The organism is Candidatus Omnitrophota bacterium (assembly GCA_028716565.1).
In the GTDB taxonomy this organism is placed as follows: Bacteria; Omnitrophota; Gorgyraeia; order Pluralincolimonadales; family Pluralincolimonadaceae; genus Pluralincolimonas.
The window spans coordinates 34,087-47,048 of sequence record JAQUPL010000003.1; the positions used below are offsets into that span (position 1 = coordinate 34,087).

General features: G+C 54.8%; 13 protein-coding genes. All 13 read left to right on the forward strand.

Going from position 1 to position 12,962, the window contains the following annotated elements:
• Positions 1-2: 2 nt before the first annotated feature.
• Entirely contained in the window at positions 3-1,400 is a 1,398-nt protein-coding gene (gene purF, locus PHO67_04695) for an amidophosphoribosyltransferase (GenBank protein MDD5546438.1), read from the forward strand.
• 1 nt (position 1,401) lies between these two features.
• A complete protein-coding gene (gene purM / locus PHO67_04700) occupies positions 1,402-2,430 on the forward strand; it encodes a phosphoribosylformylglycinamidine cyclo-ligase (protein MDD5546439.1) in 1,029 nt (342 codons plus the stop codon).
• On the forward strand, positions 2,418-3,692 hold the full coding sequence (gene purD, locus PHO67_04705) for a phosphoribosylamine--glycine ligase (protein ID MDD5546440.1): 1,275 nt from the start codon (positions 2,418-2,420) through the stop codon (positions 3,690-3,692). The genes purM and purD overlap by 13 nt, the downstream gene beginning before the upstream one ends.
• 6 nt (positions 3,693-3,698) lie before the next feature.
• Positions 3,699-4,193: a 5-(carboxyamino)imidazole ribonucleotide mutase gene (gene purE / locus PHO67_04710; GenBank protein ID MDD5546441.1), complete on the forward strand. Its 495-nt coding sequence runs from the start codon at positions 3,699-3,701 to the stop codon at positions 4,191-4,193.
• Positions 4,190-4,789 (forward strand): L-threonylcarbamoyladenylate synthase, encoded by a 600-nt coding sequence (locus PHO67_04715; GenBank protein MDD5546442.1) that lies wholly within the window; start codon positions 4,190-4,192, stop codon positions 4,787-4,789. The genes purE and PHO67_04715 overlap by 4 nt, the downstream gene beginning before the upstream one ends.
• Complete coding sequence (locus tag PHO67_04720; GenBank protein ID MDD5546443.1) at positions 4,786-5,259, forward strand: low molecular weight protein arginine phosphatase; 474 nt, start codon at positions 4,786-4,788, stop codon at positions 5,257-5,259. Before PHO67_04715 ends, PHO67_04720 begins: the two co-directional genes overlap by 4 nt.
• On the forward strand, positions 5,250-5,693 hold the full coding sequence (rpiB, locus tag PHO67_04725) for a ribose 5-phosphate isomerase B (protein ID MDD5546444.1): 444 nt from the start codon (positions 5,250-5,252) through the stop codon (positions 5,691-5,693). Before PHO67_04720 ends, rpiB begins: the two co-directional genes overlap by 10 nt.
• Positions 5,690-6,943 (forward strand): serine hydroxymethyltransferase, encoded by a 1,254-nt coding sequence (locus tag PHO67_04730; protein MDD5546445.1) that lies wholly within the window; start codon positions 5,690-5,692, stop codon positions 6,941-6,943. The genes rpiB and PHO67_04730 overlap by 4 nt, the downstream gene beginning before the upstream one ends.
• 3 nt (positions 6,944-6,946) lie before the next feature.
• Positions 6,947-7,429: a cytidine/deoxycytidylate deaminase family protein gene (locus PHO67_04735; protein MDD5546446.1), complete on the forward strand. Its 483-nt coding sequence runs from the start codon at positions 6,947-6,949 to the stop codon at positions 7,427-7,429.
• 37 nt (positions 7,430-7,466) lie between these two features.
• Positions 7,467-7,949: a transcriptional regulator NrdR gene (gene nrdR / locus PHO67_04740; protein MDD5546447.1), complete on the forward strand. Its 483-nt coding sequence runs from the start codon at positions 7,467-7,469 to the stop codon at positions 7,947-7,949.
• A complete protein-coding gene (amrS, locus tag PHO67_04745) occupies positions 7,946-8,794 on the forward strand; it encodes an AmmeMemoRadiSam system radical SAM enzyme (GenBank protein ID MDD5546448.1) in 849 nt (282 codons plus the stop codon). Before nrdR ends, amrS begins: the two co-directional genes overlap by 4 nt.
• A 188-nt stretch (positions 8,795-8,982) precedes the next feature.
• Entirely contained in the window at positions 8,983-10,323 is a 1,341-nt protein-coding gene (gene gdhA / locus PHO67_04750; GenBank protein MDD5546449.1) for an NADP-specific glutamate dehydrogenase, read from the forward strand.
• Positions 10,324-10,386: 63 nt separating this feature from the next.
• A complete protein-coding gene (locus PHO67_04755; protein MDD5546450.1) occupies positions 10,387-12,960 on the forward strand; it encodes a PEP/pyruvate-binding domain-containing protein in 2,574 nt (857 codons plus the stop codon).
• Positions 12,961-12,962: the final 2 nt, after the last annotated feature.

Genomic DNA, 12,962 nt, shown 5'->3' on the forward strand with positions numbered 1-12,962 from the left:
AAATGGGCGATAAGATCAAACACCACTGCGGACTGTTCGGCGTCTACGGGCACAAGGACGCGGCGCGGCTTACATATCTCGGACTGTATGCGCTACAGCACCGCGGGGAGGAGTCCGCAGGTATAGCGTCTTTCGACGGCGAAACGCATTTACACAAAGGGATGGGCCTGGTCCCGGAAGTCTTCAACGAAGGGATCCTGGCCGGCCTGAAAGGCGACATCGCGATAGGCCATGTCAGGTATTCGACCACCGGGTCGACGACGCTGAAGAACGCGCAGCCGGTCGTGGTTGATTATTCCCGCGGCACAGTGGCTGTCGGACACAACGGCAACCTCGTCAACGGCGCGCGCCTGCGCGACGAGCTCGAGGCCCGCGGCTCGATATTCCAGACGACTCTCGATTCGGAGATAATAATACACCTGTTAGCGCGGCCAGAGCACAAAAATTTCGAGGAAGGGCTTGTCTATACTCTCAAGCAGCTGAAAGGCGCCTTCTCGCTCGTAATGATGAAAGAGGATATGCTCGTCGGGGTCCGCGACCCGCATGGCTGGAGGCCGCTCTGCCTCGGGAAACTCGGCGACGCATACGTATTGGCCAGCGAGACGACGGCACTCGACCTTATCGAGGCGGAATTCGTCCGCGAGATCGAGCCGGGAGAGGTCTTGTATATCACGAAGAAAGGCCTGCGCTCGACCAAGCCGTTCGGCGAGAGCAAGAAGGTATCGCATTGCATATTCGAGCATGTTTATTTCGCGAGGCCGGATTCTTTCATCTTCGGCGAGTCGGTCCACCTGGTACGGCAGAGGCTCGGCCACAGGCTCGCGCAGGAGCATCCGGTAGAGGCGGACCTCATCATCCCGGTGCCGGACTCGGGCACGCCGGCCGCGCTCGGCCTTTCGCACGAGTCGGGGATACCGCTAGAGATGGGCATAATAAGGAACCATTACATAGGCAGGACGTTCATCCAGCCGCTGCAGCATATACGCGATTTCAGCGTAAAGATAAAATTGAACCCGATAAAGGCGCTCCTGAAGGACAAGAAGGTGATCGTCGTCGACGATTCGATCGTCCGCGGGACGACCTCGCGCGCGAGGATCAAGAAACTTTATGACGCGGGCGCGAAAGAGGTCCATATGAGGATATCGTGCCCGCCGATAAAACACCCGTGTTTTTACGGGATAGATTTCCCGACCAAGAAGGAGCTGATAGCGGCGACGCATACGATAGAAGAGATAAGGAAGTTCCTGGGAGTCACCACGCTCGGCTATCTTTCGGTCGAGGGGTTATTGAGCTGCGTCTCATGCCCGGACAATTACTGCACCGCGTGTTATACCGGGGACTATCCGGTGCCGTTCGGCGGAGAGGCAAATAAATTCGCGACAGAACATAAAGGGTATTGATATGGGCCTTACGTATAAAAAAGCGGGCGTCGATATCCGCAAGGCGAGCCGTTTCGTCGAGGCGATAAAAAAGCACACGAAAGCGACGGCGCGCAAAGGCGCGGACTGCAGGCTCGGCGGGTTCGGCGGGCTCTTCGATCTCAGGGCGGCGGGGTATAAAGACCCCGTACTCGTCTCGTCTACCGACGGCGTAGGCACGAAACTGAAGATCGCCTTCCTGGCGGGCAAGCATGATACCGTCGGCATTGATATGGTCGCGATGAACGTCAATGACATCCTAACCTCGGGCGCCGAGCCGCTCTTCTTCCTTGATTATATCGCTACCGGAAAGATAGATAAAAAAGTACTGACCGATGTCATGAAGGGCATCGCCGAGGGATGCAGGCAGGCGGGTTGCGCGCTGATAGGCGGCGAGACCGCGGAGATGCCGGCGTTCTATAAAGAAGGGGAATATGACCTCGCCGGATTTTGCGTCGGGGCGGTCGAGAGGAAAGGGATAGTCGACAGTTCGAAGATGAAAGCCGGCGATATCGCAATAGGGCTCGCCTCGAACGGCCTGCATTCAAATGGGTATTCATTGGTCAGGAAAGTATTTTCACAGGCCGAGCAGAAGGCCCTTTCAAAAGAGCTGCTCCGTCCGACGAGGATATATGTCAAGCCCATATTGGAACTGAAGAAAAAGGCGGAGATAAAAGGCATCGCGCATATAACCGGCGGCGCCTATTTCGAGAAATTGCCGCGCATCGTCCCTAAGGACAAGACCCTGGTCATCGAGAAAGGCTCATGGGTAGTCCCGGAGATATTCAGGAGGATACAGCGGAAGGGGAAGATAGACGAGATAGAGATGTTCCGCACCTTCAATATGGGACTGGGGCTTATAATAGTTATAGGGCCCCAGGATTGCGGCGAGGCCAGGAAGGTCTTCGCAAAATGGAAGATAGATTCGTGGATAGTCGGCTCGGTCGATAAAGGGAAGGCAGAGTCCCGCGCGAAACGAGGAGGCAAAGTAAGGATAATATGCGGGTTTTAGTGGTCGGTTCGGGCGGGAGGGAGCACGCGCTCGCCTGGAAGATAAGGCAGTCGCCGTTGGTCGACAAAGTATTCTGCGCGCCGGGGAACGGCGGGATATCGCAGATCGCCGAATGCGTCGACATAAAAGCCGATGACATAGCCGCCCTGACAGCTTTCGCCTCTAGGAATAAGATGGACCTTACCGTCGTAGGGCCTGAGGCGCCGCTCTCTGGCGGTATAGTGGATAAATTCTGCGCGAACGGCCTCAGGGTATTTGGTCCGTCAAAGGAGGCTGCGCGGCTCGAGTCGAGCAAGGTCTTCATGAAAGAGCTCGCGAAAAAATACGGCATCCCGACCGCGAAATTCGAGGTTTTCACCGACAGCGATGCCGCGAAAAAATACATAAAAGGATTTAAGGGCAGGTTTGTCGTGAAAGCGGACGGGCTCGCCGCAGGAAAAGGCGTAGTCGTTTGTTCTGAAAAAGACGAAGGAATCGCCGCGGTGGAGGCGATGATGGAGCGTAAGATATTCAAGGACGCGGGCAAAAAAGTGGTGATCGAGGAATGCCTCGAAGGCGAAGAGGCGTCTATTATAGTCGTCACTGACGGGAAAGATGCCGTCCCTCTCGCCTCGGCGCAGGACCACAAGAGGATATTTGACGGGGACAAAGGCCCGAATACCGGCGGTATGGGCGCGTATTCGCCCGCGCCTGTCGTCCCGGAAGCGACAATGGATGCGGTGATGAAAGATATAATCAAGCCGGCGATAGAAGGGTTGCGCAAAGAGGGAATAAAATATACCGGCGCCCTGTACGCGGGGCTGATGATAGACGGCTCCGGGCCGAAACTGCTCGAGTTCAACTGCAGGTTCGGAGATCCCGAGACCCAGGCGATACTTCCCCGCCTAAAAAGCGATTTCGTCGAATTGGTCGAGGCCTCGGTGGACGATGAGATAGATATTGCCTTGCTCGAGTGGGACGCGAGGCCGTGCGTCTCGGTGGTGCTCTCTTCGGGCGGGTATCCGGGGGAATATAAGACGGGTTTCGAGATCGAGGGGCTGGACGCCTTGGAAAAAATGAAAGATGTCCACATCTTCCATGCCGGCACGAAGATGGCCGACGGGAAGATCGTGACCGCGGGCGGCCGGGTCCTTAGCGTGACGGCGCTCGGCCCGGACATAAAAGAGGCGATAGAAAGATGTTATAACGCCGTAAATTTCATAGAGTTCGAGGGGATGCATTTCAGAAGGGATATAGGCTACAGGGCGCTAAACAGGAGATAAAAGAAAATGACGAACCCGAGGATCGCGGTCATATTAGGTTCAGATTCAGACCTTCCGGCGATGGAAGAGGGGCTTAAGGTATTGAAGGATTTTAAAGTGGCTTTTGAGCTTAAGATAATGTCCGCCCACAGGAGCCCGGACCTGGTGCATGATTTTGCGAGGTCGGCGGAGAAGAAAGGCATAAAGGTCGTAATAGCCGCCGCCGGCGGAGCCGCGCACCTGGCCGGCGTCATCGCGTCCCTCACTAGACTGCCGGTCGTTGGCGTCCCGATGGAGACGAGCAGCCTTAACGGGATGGATTCCCTCTTCTCGACGGTGCAGATGCCTTACGGCGTCCCGGTCGCGACGATGGCGATAGGAAAATCAGGCGCGAGGAACGCTTCTATATTTGCGCTGCAGATCCTGGCCCTAAGCGACAAGAAGATCGCCGGGGAGCTCAACGCCTTCAAGAGAAGGCTTGAGGCCGACGTAATAGCGAAGAATAAAAAACTGAAAATATGACGGAAGTCCTGCGCGTCAACGCTTCGAAGCCCGAAGCGGCGAAGATAAAGAAGGCGGCCGCGGAGCTTAAAAAGGGAGGGTTGGTAGTTTTCCCGACCGAGACTGTATACGGCCTCGGCGCGAGCCTCCTTGATAAGAGGGCGGTAGAGAAGATATACGAAATAAAGAAACGCCCGAAGAACAAGCCTCTTACGGTGCACGTAGCCGATACGGCCTCGGTCAGGAAGATAGCCGGAAAGATACCGGCCGGCGCGGAAAGATTGATAAAAAAGTATTGGCCGGGCCCGTTGACGATAATATTGAGGGACAGCCGCGGGAAAAAAACCGGTTTCAGGATGCCGGACAACAAGATCGCCTTCTGCCTGATAAAAAAAGCGGGCGTCCCGGTCGTCGCGCCCAGCGCGAACATATCGGGCAATAAACCGCCGACGAGCGCCGCGGAAGTATTACGCGACCTCGACGGTAAGGTCGATATCGTCATTGACGGCGGCAAGACGGCGATCGGCATCGAGTCTACGGTCGTAGACATGACCGGCCGCAGTCCCAAGGTATTGCGCGAAGGCGCGATACCGAAAGCGGAGATCGAGCGGATATGATAAAATCCGTATTGATGGTATGCACCGGAAATTCATGCCGCAGCGTCATGGCCGAGGGGCTTTTTAAAAAATGGCTCAAAGACCACGGCTGCGGCGATGTCAGGGTCGCCTCGGCCGGGATAGCGACGATCCCCGGGATGATGGCAAGCTCGAACGCGATAGACGTGATGAAGAGGGAGCATGTGGACGTATCGTACCACCGGGCGCAGGCCGTCTCCGGCCGCTTGATAGGGGAATACGACCTGATCCTGTGCATGGAGCCGGTGCACGTGGCGACGGTTACCGGGCTTTTGCCCGAAGCCGAGGGCAAGACGCACCTGCTTTTGGATTACGCCTATAGCGGCGACAGCGAGAAACCCAAAAACCTCAGGGTCGTCGACCCGATCGGAAAACCGAAAGAGGTCTATGAATCGGTCCTTATGACTTTAAAAGACGCGATAGAAAGGATAGGGAAGAAGATATGCGGATAGCTATCGGCGCCGACCACGGCGGATTCGATCTCAAAAACAAGGTCATAAAATACCTCAAGTCTAAAGGCTACGAGCTAAAAGATTTCGGTTGCTATACGCCGGAATCGTGCGATTATCCCAAATACGGGTTTCTTGTCTCGGAAGCGGTCGGGAAGAAGAAATTCCCGCGCGGGATATTAATATGCAAGAGCGGGATAGGCATGTCGATAGTTGCCAACAAGGCCCGCGGCGTGAGAGCCGCCCTCGTCTACAATATCGAGGACGCGCGCTCCTCCCGCGAGCACAATGACGCGAATGTCATAGTCTTCGGCTCGAGATCGATGAACAGTTATAAAGTGAAGAAGATATTGGACGTGTGGCTTTCGACGAGGAGGCTCGGCGGGAGGCACTTAAGGAGGGTAAAGCAGATATCCGACCTGGAGGAGAGTCAATGAAGAATCTCAAGAGAGTGGATCCCGAAATCTACGAGGCCATAATAAACGAGACGCGCCGCGAGGAGGAGAACATAGAGCTCATCGCGAGCGAGAATTTCGTAAGCCGCGCCGTCCTTGAGGCGCAGGGCTCGGTCCTTACGAACAAATACGCCGAGGGCTATCCGGCCGCGCGGTGGTATGGCGGCTGTGAGCATATAGACGTCGCGGAAAAACTTGCCATCGAGCGCGCGAAGGAATTGTTCAAGGCCGAACACGCCAACGTCCAGCCGCACTGCGGTTCGTCGGCGAACATGGCCGTATATTTTTCGGCGCTTAACATGGGCGATACGGTCATGGCCCTCGACCTCGCTTGCGGAGGCCATCTCACCCACGGCCACAAGGCGAATTTCTCCGGCAAGTATTTCAACATCGTCCCTTACATGGTCGACCGCAAGACCGAGATGCTCGACTACGACCAGATAGAAAAGACCGCCGTAGAGTGCAAACCGAAGATGATACTCGCCGGCGCCTCGAATTATTCCCGGGCGATAGATTTCAAGAAGTTCCGCCAGATATGCGACAAATTGGGCGCGTTTCTCATGGTCGATATGGCACATTTCGCCGGTCTTGTCGCGGCAGGCATACATCCTGACCCGGTCCCTTACGCCGAATTCGTGACTACCACGACGCACAAGACCCTGCGCGGCCCGCGCGGGGGCATGATCTTATGCAAGAAGGAATTCGCCAGGAAAATAGACTCGATGGTATTTCCCGGCATCCAGGGCGGGCCGTTGATGCATGTCATCGCGGCGAAAGCGGTCTCGTTTAAAGAGGCGTTGAAGCCTGAATTCAAGGACTACCAGGACCAGATATTGAAAAATGCGCGCGCGCTGGCGTCCGCGTTCCAGAAACGCGGTTACAGGATCGTATCCGGCGGGACAGACAACCACTTATTCTCGCTGGACCTCAACAGTAAAGGCCTGAACGGCAAGGATGCGCAAGAGGCCCTGGATAAAGCCGGCATAACCGTGAACAAGAACACGATACCTTACGACCCGAACCCTCCGGCGAAACCGAGCGGGGTGAGGATAGGCGTTCCGGCTGCCACTACGCGCGGCATGAAAGAGAAAGAGATGGAGGAGATAGCCGGGCTCATCGATGAGATTTTAAGCAATATCACCGATGCGGCCGCGGCAGGCCGCGTAAGGGAAAAAGTGCACGCGATGGTAAAGAGATTCCCCTTGTATCGCGACCTTCTGGACGAGGAATAGACAATGGCTAAAAAAAATGCGATAAGAAGGAAACGGCCGGACTGGGACGAATATTTCATCGGCATAGCGAAGCTTATCTCGGAGCGTTCCACATGCCTGAGGCGCGCGGTCGGCGCCTTGATCGTAAAGAATAAAAGGATACTTACCACCGGCTATAACGGGACGCCGAGCGGCATTACGCACTGCGAAATTACGGGCTGCCTCAGGGACAAGCTCAAGGTCCCGTCGGGCGAGAGGCATGAGCTCTGCCGCGGCCTGCATGCGGAACAGAACGCCATAATCCAGGCGGCGCTCCACGGGGTCGATATACACGGCGGGGCTCTCTATTGCACGAACCAGCCGTGCTCTATCTGCGCGAAGATGCTGATAAACGCCGGCATAAAAGAGATAATAATGGAATCGGGATATCCGGACGAGATGGCGAAGAAATTTTTTGAAGAGGCAGGCGTGGAGATAAGGATGGCTAAGGCGGGGAAGAAGAGATGAACCCCATTATTTGGGATAAAAAGAAAGAAGGTGTGGGGTGAAATGCCCATTTTGCGGTAACGTAGAAGATAAAGTGATAGATTCGCGCATCTCGGCCGAAGGCGACTCTATCAGGCGCAGGCGCGAGTGCCTCAAATGCCAGAAGAGGTTCACGACATACGAGCGGCTCGAGGAACATCCCATGATGGTGATAAAGAAGGACGGGAGGCGCGAACCATTCGACCGCAAGAAGCTCCTCTCCGGGATACTCAAGGCCTGCGAGAAACGCCCCGTCCCCATGGATAAGGCCGAGGGGATGGTAGACGAAGTCGAGAGGATCATCCAGCGCAACTACGAAAAGGAGGTCTCCTCTACGGCGATAGGCGAATTCGTCATGAAACAGCTCCACGACCTCGACGAGGTCGCCTACGTCAGGTTCGCTTCGGTCTACCGCCAGTTCAAGGATATAAACCAGTTTATGAAGGAGCTCTCGGGCTTGCTCAAGGAAGGGCAGAAGCCCGATGAGAAGAACAGGTATTGAAAGAAGCGCTTTACTGGGAAAAGGCGGACGGCGCGGTCCATTGCCTGCTTTGCCCCCACGATTGCAAGATCGTAAACGGCATCACCGGGGTCTGCGGCGTACGGCAGAATATCGACGGTAAGCTCTATACCCTCGTCTACGGCGAGACGACCTCAGTATCGCTTGATCCCATCGAGAAGAAGCCCCTCTACCATTACCATCCCGGCGAATTCATATTCTCACTCGGGACCAAAGGCTGCAACTTCAAATGCCCGTTCTGCCAGAATTGGGCGATATCGCAGGACCTCGATGTGCCGACCCGGAATATAACTTCGCAATGGGTGATAGATAAGGCCAGGGAATGCAAATCGTTCGGCATCGCCTATACCTATAACGAGCCGTTCATATGGTATGAGTTCGTCCTCGAGACCGCGAAACTCGCGAAAAAAGAAGGCCTCGAGAACGTCCTGGTGACGAATGGTTTTGTAAATCCGGGGCCGTTGGAGGAGATGCTCCCGTTCATCGGCGCGATGAACATAGACCTCAAGTCCATCGACGACGAATTCTACAGGAAATACTGCAAGGGCAGCCTCGGGCCCGTCCTGCACACGATAAAGAGGTCGGCCGAGGCGTGCCATGTGGAACTGACCAACCTGGTCATACCCGGGCTGAACGATTCCGAAGAGAACTTCAACCGTCTCGTGGATTGGATATACGATAATGTCGGCGCGGATGTGCCGCTGCATTTTTCGAGGTATTTCCCTTGCTACAAGCTCGACCGGCCCATCACCTCGAAGGAGACACTCGAGAAGGCTTATAAGATAGCAAAAAAGAAACTAAGGAACGTCTACGTCGGGAATGTTTAACGCCGCACCGGATAACTTCCTTGACAATACAACCGGTATTTTGGTATCCTGATTGCACCTCGATACAAAGCCGTATCGGAAGTTTTCTGCAACAGAGCAGCGAAGCAAACCTAGAGACAAAGACGTCTTCAGCCACTTTCTACTGCGTTGGGGGACGCATTTATTTTCTAAAAAAAGGAGCCAGCTAAATGCCAGCAAAGAAGATCGAAGATTTTATGTCAAAAGTCATGGAGAGGGATCCCGCGCAGCCCGAATTCCACCAGGCGGTGCAGGAAGTCGCGGAATCGGTATGGGATTATATCGATGACAATCCCAGGTACAGGGAAGAGAAGATACTTGAAAGGATGGTCGAACCCGAGCGGGTCTTTATGTTCAGGGTCCCCTGGGCCGACGACAAGGGCAACATCCAGATAAACCGCGGTTTTCGTATACAGATGAACAGCGCGATAGGCCCGTATAAAGGCGGCCTTCGTTTCCATCCCAGCGTAAACCTGAGCATACTGAAGTTCCTCGCTTTCGAACAGGTATTCAAGAACGCGCTTACTACGCTTCCCATGGGCGGCGGAAAAGGCGGTTCGGATTTCGACCCGAAGGGAAAATCCGATGCTGAGGTGATGAGGTTCTGCCAGAGTTTTATGACAGAGCTCGAGAGGCATATCGGCCCGGATACGGACGTGCCGGCCGGTGATATAGGCGTCGGTGGCCGCGAGATAGGGTTTTTGTTCGGCCAGTACAAGAGATTGCGCAACGAATTTTCCGGCGTGCTGACAGGCAAGGGCCTGAGATGGGGCGGAAGCCTCGTAAGGCCGGAAGCGACCGGTTACGGCTGCGTATATTTCGTCGAAGAGATGATGAAAACGAAAGGCCAGAGCCTTAAGGGCAAGACCTGCGCGGTATCCGGTTCCGGCAACGTCGCCCAGTATACCGTCGAGAAGCTCATCGAGCTGGGGGCGAAAGTAGTCACGCTCTCGGATTCGAACGGCTTCATATACGACGAGGGCGGCCTCGACAAGAAAGAATTAAGCTGTGTCCTCGACCTCAAGAACGTCCGCCGCGGAAGGATCAAGGAATGCGCGAAAGAGTTCAAGTGCAAGTATTTCGATAACCAGCGCCCGTGGGGCATCAAGTGCGATATCGCTTTCCCGAGCGCAACCCAGAACGAGATATCCGGCGAAGACGCGAAGATGCTGGTAAAGAACGGCTGCGTAGCCATAGGCGAAGGCGCCAACATGCCTACGACGCCCGAGGGCATCAAGGTTTTCCAGAAGGCGAAGGTTCTTTACGCGCCCGGAAAGGCCTCAAATGCCGGCGGCGTCGCTACCTCAGGCCTCGAGATGTCCCAGAACAGCATGAGACTCTCGTGGTCGCGCGAAGAGGTCGATGACAAACTGCACGATATAATGATCGCCATACACGAACAGTGCGTCAGGTACGGCAAGGAAGGCAGTTACATAAACTATGTCAAGGGCGCTAACATAGCCGGCTTTGTGAAGGTGGCCGACGCTATGATAGACCAGGGCCTGGTTTAACTGCTGTAGATAGATCGGACAAGGGCGTCCCTAAAGGGCGCCCTTGTTTTTTTAGGAGAAGATATGGTCAGCACCGGCTTTAAGGGCCTGGACAAGGTAATAACGGGATTAAGGATCGGCGATAATGTCGTCTGGCAGATCGACGATATCAGGAATTATCAGGATTTCCTCGGCCCGTTCGTCAAGAAGGCCCTCGAAGAGAAGAAGGAAGTCGTCTATATAAGGTTCGCGGACCATAAGCCCCTGCTCGAGGCGGGCAAGGGCGTGAAGATATTTAAGCTTAACGCCCACGAAGGATTTGAATCGTTCTCGACCCAGCTTAACAGCATCATAAAAGAGCGCGGGGAAGGCGTCTATTACGTATTCGATTGCCTCTCCGACCTGCTCTCCGCGTGGGCGAACGACCTCATGATAGGGAATTTTTTCAAGATAACGTGCCCGTATCTCTACGAGCTCAATACCATAGCCTACTTTTCGATACTGCGCAACAGGCATTCCTTCAAGACTGTCGCCCGCATCCGCGAGATAACGCAGCTCCTCATAGACGTCTACGAATACGAGGGCAGGTATTATGTCCATCCGCTGAAGGTCTGGAACAGGTATTCGCCGACGATGTTCCTGCCGCACCTGATGAGCAAGGACCGTTTCGTGCCGATAGCGAACAGCGTCGATACGGCGCGCCTCTTCTCGAATATCCTTAAGAAAGGCGCGAAGAACACCCGCAGGATACTCGATTACTGGGACCGCCTCTTCATGAAAGTGGAGGACCTTGCCTCAAAGGCGGGTTCGCAGGACGAGAAGAAGGGGATGGTAAAGCAGCTCTGCAGGATAATGATAGCGCGCGAGGAGAAACTCCTTTCGTTAGTCGAGGAGTATTACTCCCTCGAGGACCTGCTCGGCATCAAATCAAAGATGATAGGTACGGGTTTCATCGGGGGCAAGGCCGTCGGCATGCTGCTCGCGAGGAATATGCTCCTCAAGGAGCGCTCCCTGGGCATGGAGAAATATTTCGAGCCGCACGATTCTTTCTATGTGGGTTCCGACGTCTTCTACACTTATATAGTCGAGAACGGATGGTGGAAACTCAGGATGGAGCAGAAGACGAAGGAGGGATATTTTTCCGTAGCCGAGGCGCTCCGCGAAAAGATGCTGGGAGGGATCTTCCCGGAAGAGATAAAGGAGCAGTTCCGGCAGATGGTAGAATATTTCGGGCAGTCGCCCATAATCGTGCGTTCCAGCAGCCTGCTGGAAGACAGTTTCGGTAACGCCTTCGCAGGAAAATACGAGAGCATATTCCTGGTGAACCAGGGTTCGCCGGAAGAAAGGTACAATAAGTTCACGGAGGCGGTAAGGCGCATCTACGCGAGCGCGATGAACAAGGACGCCCTGGCATACCGCCTGCAGCGCGGACTCGACCAAGCCGATGAACAGATGGCCCTGCTGGTCCAGAGGGTCTCGGGCGCGTACCATTCAGATTATTTCTTCCCGGATATCGCGGGAGTGGGGATATCGTATAACACGTTCGTCTGGAACAAGGACATGGACCCCAAGGCCGGGATGCTAAGGATAGTGGCGGGCCTGGGGACGCGAGCCGTCAACCGCGTAGAGGGCGACTATCCCAGGATAGCGGCGCTCGATATGCCCCTGGTCAAACCGCTGGCTGGCGCAAAAGATATGCAGAGGTTCTCCCAGCACGACCTCGACGTGCTGAACATCAAAGAGAACAGGCTCGAGGCCGTGCCGCTAAGGCAACTGTTGGCCGATAAGGTGGAGATCAACCTTGAGTATACCGGCGCGAGGGATTACGAGGCGGCCCGCCGGATGGAAGAGGCGGGGAAGGCCGCCGAAGATCACTGGATATTGACCTTCGACAAGCTTTTCTCCGGCACGTCATTCGGCGATATAATGCAAAAGATGCTTAAACTACTCGAGAAGCGTTACGGATACCCGCTCGATATCGAGTTCACCGTGAATTTCAAGAAAGACGGGACATTCCAGATAAACCTCCTGCAATGCCGTCCCCTGCAGACGAAAGGCCTCGGTAAAAAGGTGGAGTTCCCGGAGAATATCAAGAAGGAAGACATTATCTTCCGCTCAAAAGGTTCTTTCCTGGGAGGGAATATATCCCAGCCCATAAAGAGGATGATATTTATCGATCCCCAAAAGTACAGCGCGCTGCCGCTTTCTTCCAAGTATGATATCGCCCGTGCAGTGGGCGGGCTCAATAAACTCATCACTGACAGGGAAGCGTTGCCGTGTTTCCTCATGGGGCCGGGCAGATGGGGCACGACTACTCCCTCGCTCGGCGTCCCGGTCTCTTTTTCCGAGATAAATAATATGGCCGTCCTGGGCGAACTTGCGTTTGCCGGGGCCAATTGCGCCCCCGAGCTCTCATTCGGCACGCACTTCTTCCAGGACTTAGTGGAGACCAATATATTCTACGTCGCGCTCTTTCCGGAAAGCGGGCAGACATTCTTCAACCGGGGACTGATAGATTCGTACCGGAACTTATTCCGGGAATTGGCGCCTTCATACGGGAAATATGAAGATGTGATAAGGGTCTGCGACCCTCCAAAGGGGCGGATACGCCTTGTCGCAGATATCGTTTCCCAGGATATCCTGATGTTCTCCCGATAAGG

Excerpts from the sequence above, each read along its gene's own strand:
- purF (MDD5546438.1), top strand. The coding sequence starts at position 3 with ATGGGCGATAAGATCAAACACCACTGCGGACTGTTCGGCGTCTACGGG.
- purM (MDD5546439.1), top strand. The coding sequence starts at position 1,402 with ATGGGCCTTACGTATAAAAAAGCGGGCGTCGATATCCGCAAGGCGAGC.
- purD (MDD5546440.1), top strand. The coding sequence starts at position 2,418 with ATGCGGGTTTTAGTGGTCGGTTCGGGCGGGAGGGAGCACGCGCTCGCC.
- purE (MDD5546441.1), top strand. The coding sequence starts at position 3,699 with ATGACGAACCCGAGGATCGCGGTCATATTAGGTTCAGATTCAGACCTT.
- PHO67_04715 (MDD5546442.1), top strand. The coding sequence starts at position 4,190 with ATGACGGAAGTCCTGCGCGTCAACGCTTCGAAGCCCGAAGCGGCGAAG.
- PHO67_04720 (MDD5546443.1), top strand. The coding sequence starts at position 4,786 with ATGATAAAATCCGTATTGATGGTATGCACCGGAAATTCATGCCGCAGC.
- rpiB (MDD5546444.1), top strand. The coding sequence starts at position 5,250 with ATGCGGATAGCTATCGGCGCCGACCACGGCGGATTCGATCTCAAAAAC.
- PHO67_04730 (MDD5546445.1), top strand. The coding sequence starts at position 5,690 with ATGAAGAATCTCAAGAGAGTGGATCCCGAAATCTACGAGGCCATAATA.
- PHO67_04735 (MDD5546446.1), top strand. The coding sequence starts at position 6,947 with ATGGCTAAAAAAAATGCGATAAGAAGGAAACGGCCGGACTGGGACGAA.
- gdhA (MDD5546449.1), top strand. The coding sequence starts at position 8,983 with ATGCCAGCAAAGAAGATCGAAGATTTTATGTCAAAAGTCATGGAGAGG.
- PHO67_04755 (MDD5546450.1), top strand. The coding sequence starts at position 10,387 with ATGGTCAGCACCGGCTTTAAGGGCCTGGACAAGGTAATAACGGGATTA.